The sequence below is a fragment of the Pseudomonas aeruginosa genome, from assembly GCF_001457615.1.
GTDB lineage: Bacteria > Pseudomonadota > Gammaproteobacteria > Pseudomonadales > Pseudomonadaceae > Pseudomonas > Pseudomonas aeruginosa.
Window position 1 is genome coordinate 5243132 of record NZ_LN831024.1, and the last position, 12701, is coordinate 5255832.

16 protein-coding genes are annotated in these 12701 nt (G+C 65.7%); 9 read left to right on the forward strand and 7 right to left on the reverse strand.

What is annotated here, in order from left to right; translation table 11 throughout:
* Positions 1 to 31: 31 nt before the first annotated feature.
* On the forward strand, positions 32 to 1192 hold the full coding sequence (locus AT700_RS24100) for a 1-acyl-sn-glycerol-3-phosphate acyltransferase (protein ID WP_003099351.1): 1161 nt from the start codon (positions 32 to 34) through the stop codon (positions 1190 to 1192).
* A 120-nt stretch (positions 1193 to 1312) separates the two neighbouring features.
* Here the strand turns inward: AT700_RS24100 and AT700_RS24105 are convergent, their stop codons facing one another.
* Positions 1313 to 1609: a hypothetical protein gene (locus AT700_RS24105; protein ID WP_031689139.1), complete on the reverse strand. Its 297-nt coding sequence runs from the start codon at positions 1607 to 1609 to the stop codon at positions 1313 to 1315.
* 283 nt (positions 1610 to 1892) lie between these two features.
* On the opposite strand from AT700_RS24105, the gene AT700_RS30570 reads away from it, so the two are divergent.
* The gene (locus AT700_RS30570; RefSeq protein ID WP_003094951.1) at positions 1893 to 2099 is read left to right on the forward strand and encodes a hypothetical protein; all 207 of its coding nucleotides are present in this window, start codon (positions 1893 to 1895) and stop codon (positions 2097 to 2099) included.
* Between the two features lie 57 nt (positions 2100 to 2156).
* Here AT700_RS30570 and AT700_RS24115 read toward each other — a convergent pair whose 3' ends face one another.
* Positions 2157 to 2744 carry a YajG family lipoprotein gene (locus AT700_RS24115; RefSeq protein WP_003094953.1) on the reverse strand — a complete coding sequence of 196 codons (588 nt, stop codon included), beginning with the start codon at positions 2742 to 2744 and terminating at the stop codon, positions 2157 to 2159.
* 841 nt (positions 2745 to 3585) lie between these two features.
* Here AT700_RS24115 and mqo point away from each other — a divergent pair.
* A complete protein-coding gene (mqo, locus tag AT700_RS24120; RefSeq protein WP_003161400.1) occupies positions 3586 to 5109 on the forward strand; it encodes a malate dehydrogenase (quinone) in 1524 nt (507 codons plus the stop codon).
* A 49-nt stretch (positions 5110 to 5158) separates the two neighbouring features.
* On the opposite strand, the gene AT700_RS24125 is transcribed toward mqo, so the two are convergent.
* From AT700_RS24125 to AT700_RS24145, 5 genes are all read right to left on the reverse strand, one after another.
* Positions 5159 to 5572 (reverse strand): VOC family protein, encoded by a 414-nt coding sequence (locus AT700_RS24125; RefSeq protein WP_003094957.1) that lies wholly within the window; start codon positions 5570 to 5572, stop codon positions 5159 to 5161.
* A 268-nt stretch (positions 5573 to 5840) separates the two neighbouring features.
* The gene (locus AT700_RS24130) at positions 5841 to 6131 is read right to left on the reverse strand and encodes a PA4642 family protein (protein WP_003099343.1); all 291 of its coding nucleotides are present in this window, start codon (positions 6129 to 6131) and stop codon (positions 5841 to 5843) included.
* A gap of 82 nt (positions 6132 to 6213) precedes the next feature.
* Positions 6214 to 6699 (reverse strand): hypothetical protein, encoded by a 486-nt coding sequence (locus AT700_RS24135; protein ID WP_003094962.1) that lies wholly within the window; start codon positions 6697 to 6699, stop codon positions 6214 to 6216.
* A 67-nt stretch (positions 6700 to 6766) separates the two neighbouring features.
* Entirely contained in the window at positions 6767 to 7240 is a 474-nt protein-coding gene (locus AT700_RS24140) for a WbuC family cupin fold metalloprotein (protein WP_003094965.1), read from the reverse strand.
* 1 nt (position 7241) lies between these two features.
* Entirely contained in the window at positions 7242 to 7799 is a 558-nt protein-coding gene (locus AT700_RS24145; protein WP_003094967.1) for a hypoxanthine-guanine phosphoribosyltransferase, read from the reverse strand.
* Positions 7800 to 7966: 167 nt separating this feature from the next.
* Between AT700_RS24145 and upp the strand changes: the two genes are divergently transcribed.
* The 6 genes from upp (at position 7967) to AT700_RS24175 (ending at position 12686) form a co-directional block, all read left to right on the forward strand.
* A complete protein-coding gene (upp, locus tag AT700_RS24150; protein WP_003094968.1) occupies positions 7967 to 8605 on the forward strand; it encodes a uracil phosphoribosyltransferase in 639 nt (212 codons plus the stop codon).
* Between the two features lie 2 nt (positions 8606 to 8607).
* Positions 8608 to 9891, forward strand: a complete 1284-nt coding sequence (locus AT700_RS24155) for a uracil-xanthine permease family protein (protein WP_048521688.1) — start codon at positions 8608 to 8610, stop codon at positions 9889 to 9891.
* Between the two features lie 333 nt (positions 9892 to 10224).
* Positions 10225 to 10773, forward strand: coding sequence for a spore coat U domain-containing protein (locus AT700_RS24160; protein ID WP_003099340.1), 549 nt, complete (start codon positions 10225 to 10227; stop codon positions 10771 to 10773).
* A gap of 30 nt (positions 10774 to 10803) precedes the next feature.
* Positions 10804 to 11337 carry a spore coat U domain-containing protein gene (locus tag AT700_RS24165; RefSeq protein ID WP_003146046.1) on the forward strand — a complete coding sequence of 178 codons (534 nt, stop codon included), beginning with the start codon at positions 10804 to 10806 and terminating at the stop codon, positions 11335 to 11337.
* Positions 11337 to 11879, forward strand: coding sequence for a spore coat U domain-containing protein (locus AT700_RS24170; RefSeq protein ID WP_003099337.1), 543 nt, complete (start codon positions 11337 to 11339; stop codon positions 11877 to 11879). Before AT700_RS24165 ends, AT700_RS24170 begins: the two co-directional genes overlap by 1 nt.
* 18 nt (positions 11880 to 11897) lie before the next feature.
* Complete coding sequence (locus AT700_RS24175) at positions 11898 to 12686, forward strand: molecular chaperone (RefSeq protein ID WP_023113585.1); 789 nt, start codon at positions 11898 to 11900, stop codon at positions 12684 to 12686.
* Positions 12687 to 12701: the final 15 nt, after the last annotated feature.

Consider the following 12701-nt stretch of genomic DNA (forward strand, 5'->3'; position numbering starts at 1 on the left):
CCTTCGCAGCATCCATATGGAACCAGAAAGCATGATGGGCGAGTTCGAAGCCATCCGACCCTACAGTGACGCCGAAGTCCCCGCGGTATTGCAACGCCTCCTGAGCGACGACGCCTTCCTCGGCGCCCTGGTCCGCTACCGCTTCCCGCGCCTGGCCGGTCCCCTCGGTTGGCTGCTCAAACCTCTTATAGCCCATCGCCTGGCCCGCGAGGTCACCGGCATCCGCAGCGTCGCCACGCTGCAGGACAAGTTCGAGCCCTACGTCGACCACACCATCGAGAAGGCCACCGATGGCGTCACCTACTCCGGGGTCAATCGCCTCAAGCCAGGCTGCGCCTACCTGTTCATCGCCAACCACCGCGATATCGTGATGGACCCGGCCTTCGTCAACTACGCCGTGTACCACGCCGGCCTGCCGACCCCGCGCATCGCCATCGGCGACAACCTGCTGCAGAAATCCTTCGTCAGCGACCTGATGCGCCTGAACAAGAGCTTCATCGTGCACCGTTCGCTGAGCGGCCGGCGCGAGAAGCTCGCCGCCTACCAGACGCTCTCCGCCTACATCAACCACTCGATCCGCGAGGACCGCCAGTCGGTGTGGATCGCCCAGGCCGAAGGGCGGGCCAAGGACGGCGACGACCGTACCGACTCGGCGATACTCAAGATGTTCCACATGAGCCGCAAGGACGAACCCTTCGCCGAAATGGTGCGCGCCCTGCATTTCATCCCGGTGTCGATCAGCTACGAATACGACCCCTGCGACCTGGCCAAGGCCCGCGAGTTGCACACCCGCGCCAGCACCGGCGAGTACCGCAAGGCGCCGGGCGAGGACGATGCCAGCATCGCCCTGGGCATCACCGGCTACAAGGGCCGCGTGCACATCAACTTCGGTGCCGAGCTGGAGGGCGAGTTCAGCGACGCCAAGCAGCTGGCCGCCGAACTGGACCGGCAGATCCTCGGCAACTACCGTCTGTTCCCGGTGCACTACCTGGCCTACGAGATGAGCGAGAACCGCGACCCGGGCCTCGCCGTCCCCACGGCCGAGAGCCTGTTCGGCAGCGAGGAGCTGGAGAAGGCGCGCAAGGAATGGAACCGCCGCCTGGAGCAATGCCCGGCCGAGCAGCGCCCCTGGCTGGTGCTACAATACGCCAACCCGGTGCTCAACCAATACCGGATCAAGCAGCAATCCTGAAGACGAAAGCCCGGCGCCGCCGGGCTTCTCCATCGGGCAACGGCTTCGAACCCGCAGGCGATGGACGGATAACCGCGATACGCTTATCCGCGTGCGGTTCGGCTCGCCGAGGCAGGGCTCTCAGAGCCGCGTGCTGGCCCAGCTGACCAGCAGCGCCAGGCCCAGGCAGGCGGTGCCGAATCGGTAGAAGAACAGGTTGATCCGCAGGGTCGCCTCGTCCATCGGCAATGCCGCCTCCCCCGCCTCCCCCGCCTCCCCCGCCTCGCCCTCCGCGGCCCAGCGCGCCAGGGCGCGACGCTCGCGTGCGCGGGTGGCCAGCAGCAGCCAGGCGCCGGCGACACCGAAGAACAGCGCAAGGCCGTTCACGGCCTGCGCGGGATGGGCGAGGAACAGCGCCCACAAGGCTTGCAAGGACATCGATAACCTCCGCAACAGGACCACACGCCGGGGCTACCGAATAACGCCTTGGGTGAGCTGATGACAGGACGGACCGTCGGGGACGGCGGGGAAGGACTGGTCGAATTCTATCCAGAATGCATGAGCGACGGCCAGCGGCACCCGGGTTGTCGCGACGAAGCGCAGCGGTTAGCAGCAATCCGTCTAAAAAAGGCGCGGCCTCGCCAGAGTGACCGACTAGTCTGAAAGTGATTTGCCGGTCACAGAACCCCACCCAGGCAAACGACAACACAGGAGAGTCGTCATGCTGGAAACCGCACCCCACGAACATAACTATCTGATCGACCACCTGGACGAGATCGAGGCCGTGATCGTCGATCTTTCCTTCAATGTCCAGGACGACCGCTGGCTGGTGTACTGCACCGCCTGCGGCCATGAACACCTCGACCTGCCTGAGACCGACGAACGCATCAGCATCGGCGAGCCGGACCCGTTCCACCAGGCCGCCTGAGTTTCCCGAGCGCATGAAAAAGCCCGGCATCCGCCGGGCTTTCTCGTTACCGCCGGCTCATTGCTGGCCGAGGGTCTGAGCGATGGTCGGGTCCTTGAACACGCGGGTCAGGGCGTCGCTGAGCACCTCGCTGACCAGCTTGCTGTTGGTCGCCTGGTTCGGCGCCATGCCGAAGCGCTGGTTCAGCGAGGCGCCATAGCGACCGGTGTAGCGCCGGCTGCTGTTCTGCACGTCGGCGCGGAAGGTCGCGGTGATGTCGGCCTGGGTGACGTAGACGCCGTCCTTCGGCGACTGGTACTTCAGCTCGGCCAGGGTCAGGGTCAGTTGCGGCGCGTTGTAGGCGTTGGCCGAAGGCGTGTAGCCGAGCAGGCGCACGGCCGTCTCGGCCTGGGCCTGGAGCTTGGGCACCACGTCCTCGCTACGGACGGTCAGGGTGCTGGTATCGGCGTAGAGGCCGCCGCGAGTGCCCAGGGACGGGCCGGGACGGCCATCGACCACCTTGACCACCACCGGCTGGCCATGGCCGACTGCGGTCAACGGTCCTTTAAGGACCGGTTGCGGGTCCAGTTGTTGCGGGCTCAGGGCGCAGCCGCCGAGAACCAGGGCGCTTGCGGTCATCAGGCTGAGCAACAGGCGATGCAGCATGCTCATCTCTCCATGGGTTGGGCACGAATGGCCGGCAGTATAACGGCGCCGCGAAAGCACCGCAGCATTGCCTTGGACGTTCGCCACGGGGCGCGGTTCCTCGCCTGTGGCAGGTGGCGCAGGGCACGCATGCCCGGCGTTTGGCAGATACGGCGCGGCGGATTGTCCCAGGGGGCTTTCGCCGGCGGGCACTTCGTGACCGGGAATGGGAAAAAAGTCTAAGGAGCGGGGTATTTTTTGATTTTCACCGTTATAATCGCCCCCCGATTATAAGGACGCCTCCTGATCGGGTTCCGGCCCCCGCGCCATCCCCCCACAGAGAGCCGCCAGTAGAGCGCTGCCCCATGAGGCAGACGCCCTGAAACGCCTGTAGCGAGTTTTTCGGCAAGGAATGCCGCATGACCCCGCACGATTCTGCGAAGGCATGCCCGCGACAGACGAGCCCTTCCGGCCCATGTCTCCAAAAGAGCGTGGATCGAAGGTATTTCACTACTTCACGAGAGTGTGGCGAGCAATGAAGAGTTTTGCGTCGGTAAGTGCGCCATTAGCGCTTGAAACAGCCCCCCGCAGACGCGACCGCAGCGGATACCTCATGACCAGAGCCTGACGGCCCGTTCCGTCGCGAATGTGCTTGCACGACCGGATGCCCGCATGGGCCAGCCAGGCTGCCAGATCGCCAGCCCCGCGCCCGGCATCCATAGGCGATGACGCCCGGCGTCCCGCCGTTGTTGCGAAGAATCGGACATGACGGCTCCCTCCGCCGCTGCCTGCCGGCCCGTACCGGCCTCGGCCCCGCCCCGTCTGTCGTCAATTTGGTGCTGAAGATTTTGGAGAAGCGTTAATGGCGCAAAACGATCACGAAACAGTCGACATGCTGCTGGTAGGCGCCGGCATCATGAGCGCGACCCTGGCGGTCCTGCTCAAGGAACTCGACCCCAACCTGAAGATGGAAGTCGTCGAACTCCAGGAGTCCGGCGCGATCGAAAGCTCCAACCCGTGGAACAACGCGGGCACCGGCCACGCCGGCCTGTGCGAGCTGAACTACACCCCGCAGTCGGCCGACGGCAGCATCGACATCAAGAAAGCCGTGGGCATCAACACCATGTTCGAGGTGTCGAAGCAGTTCTGGTCGCACCTGGTCGCCAAGGGCACCTTCGGCTCGCCGAAGACCTTCATCAACCCGGTACCGCACCTGAGCTTCGTGCGCGGCAGCGAAGGCATCGCCTACCTGAAGAAGCGCTTCGAATCGCTGACGAAGCACCATGCTTTCGAGACCATGGTCTACTCCGAGGACAAGACCACCCTCGCCGAGTGGATGCCGCTGATGATGCCGGGTCGTCCGGCCGACGAAGCGATCGCCGCGACCCGCGTCGAGGGCGGTACCGACGTCAACTTCGGCGCCCTGACCAACCAGCTCCTGCAACACCTGGCGCAACAGCCGGGCGCGCAGATCCGCTACAACCAGAAGGTCACCCACCTGCGCCGCGCCGATAACGGCTGGCGGGTCACCGTCAAGGACACCCGCAACGGCGGCGACCGCGAGATCCAGGCACGCTTCGTCTTCCTCGGCGCCGGCGGCGGCGCCCTGCCGCTCCTGCAACTTTCCGGCATCCCGGAAGGCAAGGGCTTCGGTGGTTTCCCGGTGAGCGGCCAGTGGCTGCGCTGCGACAACCCGGAAATCGTCAAGCAGCACCAGGCCAAGGTCTACAGCCAGGCCGAGGTCGGCTCGCCGCCGATGTCCGTGCCGCACCTGGACACCCGTGTGGTGGACGGCAAGAAATCCCTGCTGTTCGGCCCCTATGCCGGTTTCTCCACCAAGTTCCTGCGCCATGGCTCGTTCCTCGACCTGCCGCTGTCGGTACGCCCGGGCAACATCCTGCCGATGCTCTCGGTGGCCCGCGACAACATGGACCTGACCCGCTACCTGATCGGCCAGGTCATGCAGTCGCCGGAACAGCGCCTGGAAGCCCTGCGCAAGTTCTACCCCGAAGCCAGGGCCGAGGACTGGCGCCTGGAAGTCGCCGGCCAGCGCGTGCAGATCATCAAGAAGGATCCGAAGAAAGGCGGCATCCTGCAGTTCGGCACCGAGCTGGTGGCCGCCCACGACGGCTCCATCGCCGCCCTGCTGGGCGCCTCGCCGGGCGCCTCGGTGACCGTCTCGATCATGCTCGGCCTGATCGAGCGCTGCTTCCCGGAGCAGGCCCGCTCGCCGGAGTGGAGCGCCAAGCTGAAGGAAATCTTCCCGGCTCGCGAGAAAGAGCTGGAAAGCGACGCCGAGCTGTACCGCAGCGTCAGCAGCCGTTGCAGCGAGGTGCTGGAACTGACCGCGAAGAACGACGTGCAGGCCCCGGTCAACGCCGAGTGAGCCGCGCTACGGAACAAGCCGCCTTCGGGCGGCTTTTTCATTTGTGGAGTCAGGCGCCGGCCTCGCAATTGATCATCCAGGACACCCCGAAACGGTCCACCAGGGTACCGAAACAGGGCGACCAGAAGGTCTTGCCCAACTCCAGCTCGACCCGCCCGCCGTCCTCCAGCAAGGCGTCATAGCAGCGCCGCGCCTGCTGCGGGTCGCGGGTATTCAGTGAAAGGGAAATCCCGGAGATCGGCTGCAACGCCGGCCCGTGCCCGTCCGAGGCCATGATCTGGCTGTCGCCGATCTGCAGGTTGGCGTGCATCACCTTGTCGCACCAGCCTTCGGGCACCACCACCGGACCGGGCGCCTCGTCGAAACGGAACAGGAAACTCACCCTGGCACCGATGGCGTGTTCATAGAAACGCAGGGCCTCTTCGCAACGGCCGTTGAAGCAGACGTAGGGCTGGACGTACATGGGAACCTCAGCAGGCTGTTTTTCCTGTGAGTGTAGAAAAGCAGCAGCCGACAGGCAGCCTCTCGCAGAGCGAATAACGCAGTCCTGGCCATTCGCCCTTCCCCGCCGCCCTGGCGATCCGCGACCGCGGCGGGGCCCGCGCGGCGTCTATCGACCCTTGCCACCACCAGCCGCCATTCGGACGCTGGCGTTCTCCGACGGGCGTGACTCGGCGGACCGCGCAACGAAAAAACCCGCCGAAGGGCGGGCTTTTCGCTGCATGGCCGGCTCAGGCGCCCTTGGCCGCCTGCAGCGCTTCGATGTAGGGCACGGCCTGGCGCTGGTCGGCGACCAGGGCGACGAAGTCGTTGCCCTTGGCGTCGCGCGCGTCGAGATCGTAGCCGGCCTCGCGGAAGAAGGTGAGGAAGCGCTCGAAGTCGTCGATGCGCAGACCGCGATAGGCCTTGATCAGCTTGTGCAGCGAGGGGGGGGTGTCGTCGGCCGGCTCGACGCCGAGGAACAGCTTGATCGACTCGTCACTGATCTCTTCGCCAATGATCTGTTTCTTGTCTTTGCGCATCGCTTTCTCTCAACGGCTCTGGGGCCGGGCTCGCCCGGCGCGGGATAAGGCCAGGCAGTTTACTCCCGGCGCGCGGCGAGGCTCAACGCGCGCGTACCGCGCCGGTGTGCAGGTCCGCCCAGACATGGCCGTTGGGATAGGCGAGGAACTGGCAATAGACCGTCTGGTTGCGCAGCAGGTCGAGCAACGCCGGGTACTGCGCCAACGGGTAGTTGAGCGTGAGGGTGCGGGTCCCGGCATCGTAGACCGGCTTCTTCAGGCTCTTGCCTTCGCTGTCGAACTGGATCAGCACCTGGGCCAGGGTCGCGCCCTTGCTCAGCGGTTTGCCCTTCAGGCGCAGCAGGGTCGGCGTGGTGATCGGGATCGGCTGCTGGTTGGACTGCCGCTGGTTGCCCAGCACCACGCTGTACTCGGTGATCTGGATCAGTTGCTGCTGCTCCGGCGCCTCCTGGCGCAACTGGCCGTCGTCGGGCGGCAGGAAGCGCGCGTGCATCGGGGGATTCTCGGCGGCCAGGCCGGCCAGACTGACGAACAGGAGCAGGGAGCCGCACAGGCTACGGGCGAACATCGGGACCTCCGGACAGGGCGAGCCGGCACTCTAGCATGGCTGCCGACCCGCCGCCGAAGCGAAGCGCTCAGGCGAACTGGGCGCGCATCCAGTCCCGGTAGGCCGGCGCATCGGCGCTGCCTTCGGCAGGCGCCCAACTGGCGAACTCGCCTTCGCCGAGCGGGCGGTAAGGCCCGGCCTTGCATTCGAACAGGATGCTGTCCGGCTCCAGCACCACCAGGGCATGGAACACCCCGGGCGGCAGGTCGACACCGGGGCAGTCCCCAGCGGCGCTCAACTCGCGCTTGTCGAGGAGTTCCCCGTCCTCGGCGAAGACCAGCAGGCCGAGACGGCCCTTGAGCACGATCAGCGCCTCGGCCTTGCCCGCATCCAGGTGCCGGTGCGGCGGGATGTAGGTATTCGGCTGGAGGCCCACCGCCATGCGATGGCAGGGCTCCTCCATGCGGTGGAAGTTGTGATGCTGGCGACCACGCGGCGCGTTACCCGCCCCGCTCGCCAGTTCGGCGAACAATTGCTGGTCGAGGTAGCGCGGTCCGGCCATCTCAGAGCCCCTTGACCGCGAAGATGCCCGCGGCGTTGCGCCAGTAGCCCTTGTAGTCCATGCCGTAGCCGAACACGTAGCGGTCGGCGCAGTAGAGGCCGGTGAAGCTGGCCTTGAGGTCGGGCCGGGCCTTGCGCTCGTGTTCCTTGTCCACCAGTACGGCGGTGTGCACCGCGCGTGCGCCGGCATGCTTGCAGAAGTCGATGATCGCCGAGAGGGTGTGCCCTTCGTCGAGGATGTCGTCGATGATCAGCACGTCACGGTCGATGAAGGAGATTTCCGGCTTGGCCTTCCAGAACAGTTCGCCGCCGGAGGTCTCGTTGCGGTAACGGGTCGCATGCAGGTAGGACAGTTCGAGGGGGAAGTCGAGCAGCGGGAGCAGCTTGCCGGAGAAGATCAGGCCGCCGTTCATCACGCAGAAGACCACCGGGTTGGTCTCGCCGAGATCGCGGTTGATCGCCTCGGCGACGCGACCGATGGCTGCCTCGACCTCGTCGTTGTTGAACAGGCAGTCGGCTTCCGCCATGACTTGGCGGATGTGCGCGAGATCGACGGACATGGTGCTTCTCCCTGGCTGGGCTGAGAAAAAGTCGGCAAAGGTACTCATCCGGTCGCCATCGGGCAACCCCCGGCGGTCGAGTGCGAATCAGAATAATGGTCCAGACTGTGCGGAATGCATTACGCTAGCGCAATTTTTTTGCCCGCCCCCGTTGGAGACAGTCGCCCATGCCCGTACATGAGATCCGCCACCCCCTCATCCGCCACAAACTGGGCCTGATGCGCCGTGCCGATATCAGCACCAAGAACTTCCGCGAACTGGCCCAGGAAGTCGGCGCCCTGCTGACCTACGAGGCGACCAAGGACCTGCCCCTGGAACAGTACGAAATCCCCGGATGGGCCGGCCCGGTGACGGTGGAGAAGATCTCCGGGAAGAAGATCACCGTGGTGCCGATCCTGCGCGCCGGCATCGGCATGCTCGACGGCGTGCTCAGCCTGATTCCCGGCGCCAAGGTCAGCGCGGTCGGCGTCGCCCGCAACGAAGAGACCCTGGAAGCACGCACCTACCTGGAAAAACTGGCGCCGGACATCGCCGAGCGCCGCTCGCTGATCATCGACCCGATGCTCGCCACCGGTGGCTCGATGGTCGCCACCATCGACCTGCTGAAGAAGGCCGGCAGCAAGGAAATCCGCGCCATGGTGCTGGTCGCCGCCCCCGAGGGCATCGAGGCGGTACGCAAGGCCCACCCGGACGTGATCATCTATACCGCCTCGATCGACGAGAAGCTCGACGAGAACGGCTACATCATTCCGGGCCTGGGCGACGCCGGCGACAAGATCTTCGGTACCAAGCAGAAGGAAGCCTGAACATGGGCGATGCCTTCCAGGAGCCGCTCTGGCGCCAGGTGCTGTCAGGCGCGCAGATGCTGTTCGTCGCCTTCGGCGCGCTGGTGCTGATGCCGCTGATCACCGGTCTGGATCCCAACGTCGCGCTGTTCACCGCCGGCCTCGGGACCCTGCTGTTCCAATTGGTGACCGGGCGCCAGGTACCGGTGTTCCTCGCCTCCAGCTTCGCCTTCATCACCCCGATCATCCTCGCCAAGGGCCAGTTCGGCCTGGCCGCGACCATGGGCGGGGTGGTCGCCGCCGGCTTCGTCTACACCTTCATGGGCCTGGCGGTGAAGATCAAGGGCACCGGCTTCATCGATAAACTGCTGCCGCCGGTGGTGATCGGCCCGGTGATCATCTCGATCGGCCTGGCGATGGCGCCGATCGCGGCGAACATGGCGATGGGCAAGGCCGGCGACGGCAGCGAGTTGCTGCCGTACCGCACCGCGATGATGATCTCGATGCCGGCGCTGCTCACCACCCTGGTGGTGGCGGTATTCGGCAAGGGTATATTCCGCCTGGTGCCGATCATCGCCGGCGTGCTGGTCGGCTTCGCCCTGTCGTTCGTCTTCGGCGTGGTCGACACCGCCGCGATCGTCGCCGCACCCTGGCTGGAGCTACCGAAATTCACCGCGCCGGAATTCAACTGGCAGGCGATCCTGTTCATCGTCCCGGTGGCCCTGGCCCCGGCCATCGAGCATATCGGCGGGGTCATCGCGGTGGGCGGCGTCACCGGCCAGGACTACCTGAAGAAGCCCGGCCTGCACCGCACTCTCCTCGGCGACGGCCTGGCCACCTCGGCTGCCGGCCTGTTCGGCGGACCGCCCAACACCACCTACGCGGAAGTCACCGGCGCAGTGATGCTGACCAAGAACTACAACCCGAAGATCATGACCTGGGCGGCGGTGATCGCCATCACCCTGGCCTTCGTCGGCAAGTTCGGCGCGATCCTGCAAAGCATCCCGGTACCGGTGATGGGCGGCATCCTCTGCCTGCTGTTCGGCACCATCGCCTCGGTCGGCATGAACACCCTGATCCGGCACAAGGTCGATCTCTCGGAAGCACGCAACCTGGTGATCGTCTCGGTGACCCTGGTGTTCGGCATCGGCGGCGTGCTGATCGGCAGCGGTACCGGCCCCGACAACATCGGCCTGAAGGGCATCGCCCTGTGCGCCATCGTCGCCATCGTCCTCAACCTGTTGCTGCCGGGCAACGACGGCTGGCAGAACAAGGCGCTCGACGAACAACACAAGGATTCACACTGAAAACAACGGACGGAACACTTCGCTGTTCCGTCCATTTTCCACCCGCCACGTTATTTTCAAAAGCATGTAGCCAATCGCTTACTACTTTGTAATTAAACTTCCCTGTATTTTCCAAACAATCACGTCATCTAACTGGCAGAGGCTTATTCGCGCTGCTATATAGCCAGTCAAGCATGACTGGCGAGCCGCTCTGCGCCGCACCCGGCGCGTCGCCAGCCATGAACTTCGAGTTTGGCGGATATATAAGGCCGATCATTTAAAGTCGTGGGAACTTTATTTATCCGCCAACATCGTCCTGCGCCACCGACATTCGTTATCGACAGGAAGTTAGAGATGAATAAACGCATTCCGGCAGTCTTGTTGTTCTGTGCCTGCGCCAGCCTGCTGGGCACCGCCCAGGCCGCCGGTACGCTGATCGGCCAGGTCGGCGTGCAGATGGTCATCGGTGCCGGCTGCACCATCATCAACGGCAGCGTCAGCGGCGGTATCAACCAGTGGGGAACCCTGGACTTCGGCAGCCATTCCGACCTCACCAACGTGGTCGACGCGCAGACCGTCGGCACCAGCGGCAATATCCAGATCCAGTGCAGCACCGGCCTGACCCCGAGCCTGACGGTGAACGCAGGCCTGCACGCCAGCGGCGGCCAGCGCTACATGCAGAACACCACCACCACCAGCAGCACCATCGCCTACAACATCTATTCGGACGCCGCGCGCAGCGCGCTGATCCAGGCCAACACACCGGTGGACATCTCCTCGGTCTCCACCGGCACCGCGGTCAACATCCCCCTCTATGGCCGCGTGGTGCCCACCGGACAAAGCACACCCACGCCGACGGCGGGGACCTACACCGACACCCTGCTGGTCACCATCGCCTGGTAAGACGCGCCGCCAGGCGCGGCGCCAGGCAGCATGGTCCTGGGGGGACCGATGAGCCTGAACCGCTACTTCACCGGAGGACTGCTCTGCCTGCTCGGCTGCAACCCGGCAAACGCGCAGACCGCCACCATCGTCCTGAGCGCCACGCTGCTCCCGGCCTGCGAGGCAGGTAGCGTCGGCAGCGGCGGCGCGATCACCTTCGGCACCCTCGACTTCGGCCAGTACGCCTCCCTGAACAACGCCATCAGCGCCACCAGCCAGCAAGGCGCAGGCTCCATCCGGGTCAGGTGCGTCAGCGGCCAGACCTATGCGATCACGCTCGACGGCGGGCTCTACGGCAGCGTCGCCACGCGGCGCATGGCGAACATCGCCAACACCGCCCTCACCCTGACCTACAACCTGTACAGCGACCGCCCCGGCGGCATCGTCTGGGACAACACCACCGGCGTTGCCGCCACCGGCAACGGCAACGACCAGTGGTACCCCATCTACGGCCTGGTGCCGGCACAGACCACGCCGGTCGCCGGGACCTACCGCGACACCGTCAACGTGACCATCAGTTGGTGATGCCGATGTCCAGCCGGCGTCTATTCCTGTCGCTTCTCCTGCTCCCGCTGCCGAACCTGGTCGCGCATGCCGATCCATCGCCGATCAGCCGCGCCTTCCAGGTCCAGGCGGTGGTCGCCAACGGCTGCGCCTTCGGCACCGCCATCAGCAACAACGCCTATGACCTCGGCACCCTGAGCTTCGGCACCCTCGGCAACCTGGCCAGTCCGGTTAACGTCGCCAGCAGCTCCGGGGCCGGCTCCATCGTCCTGACCTGCACTCCGGGAATGACCGTCTCCGTCGCCCTCGACTACGGGGTCAATGGCGGCAGCAGCAGCCAGCGCTACCTGAAGCGGGTGAGCGGTAACGAGACCCTCGCCTACCAGCTCTACCAGGATGCCGCCTACTCCCAGGTCTGGGGCAACGGGGCACTCGCGCGGACCATCGCCAACTTTCCCGCCAGCACCCAGACCTACACGGTATACGCGCGCCTGTTCGCGGTCGGCAGCCTGCCGTCCGCCGGCAACTACCGCGATACCGTCACCGTCACCCTTTCGTTCTGAGCCGTCATGGAGGATCACATGCCCAGTCCACACCTACCTCTCCGCCCCGGCCGCTGGCTTGCGGCGCTGCTGGCGCTGCTCCTGGGCGGCCCGGCACAGGCCGCCAGTGCGGTGCTGATCTGGCCGATCAACCCGGCCATCGAAGCCGACCAGCCGGCCACGGCGCTGTGGCTGGAGAATCGCGGCAAGCAACCGGTGACCCTGCAGGTGCGCGTGCTCGGCTGGTCCCAGGCGGATTTCCAAGACGTCTATCGCAACCAGCAGGCAGTGATTCCCAGCCCGCCCTTCGTCAAGGTCGAGCCGGGCCGCCGGCAACTGGTCCGGCTGATCCGCCAGGGCGGCCAGCCCAGCACGCCGGAGGACGCCTACCGGGTGCTGATCGACGAAGTGCCCGACGGCGACGCGGGGCAGACGCAACGAAGCCCCGGTCTCGCCCTGCAGTTCCAGATGCGCTATTCGGTACCGCTGTTCGTCAGCGCCGACGGCGTCTGGACCCAGCCGCGTAGCGATGTCGAGCGCGACCCGGCCGACGCGACCCGGCCGAAGCTGGCCTGGCGGCTGGTCGAGGAACAGGGCAAGCGTTACCTGCAGGTGCGCAACGAGGGTAGCGTGCACGCCCGCCTCAGCCATGTCCGCTGGGAGGGCAACGGCCGCAGCCTGGCGCTGCTGGACGGCCTTCTCGGCTACGTGCTGCCCGGCCGGCAGATGCGCTGGCCGCTGCCGCCGGGGCTGCTGCCGGACTCCGGCATGACCCTGAAACTGCAACTGGCGGACAACGACGCGCCGATCAGCGTTCCCGGGTACTGAGGCGGACGTCGGTCC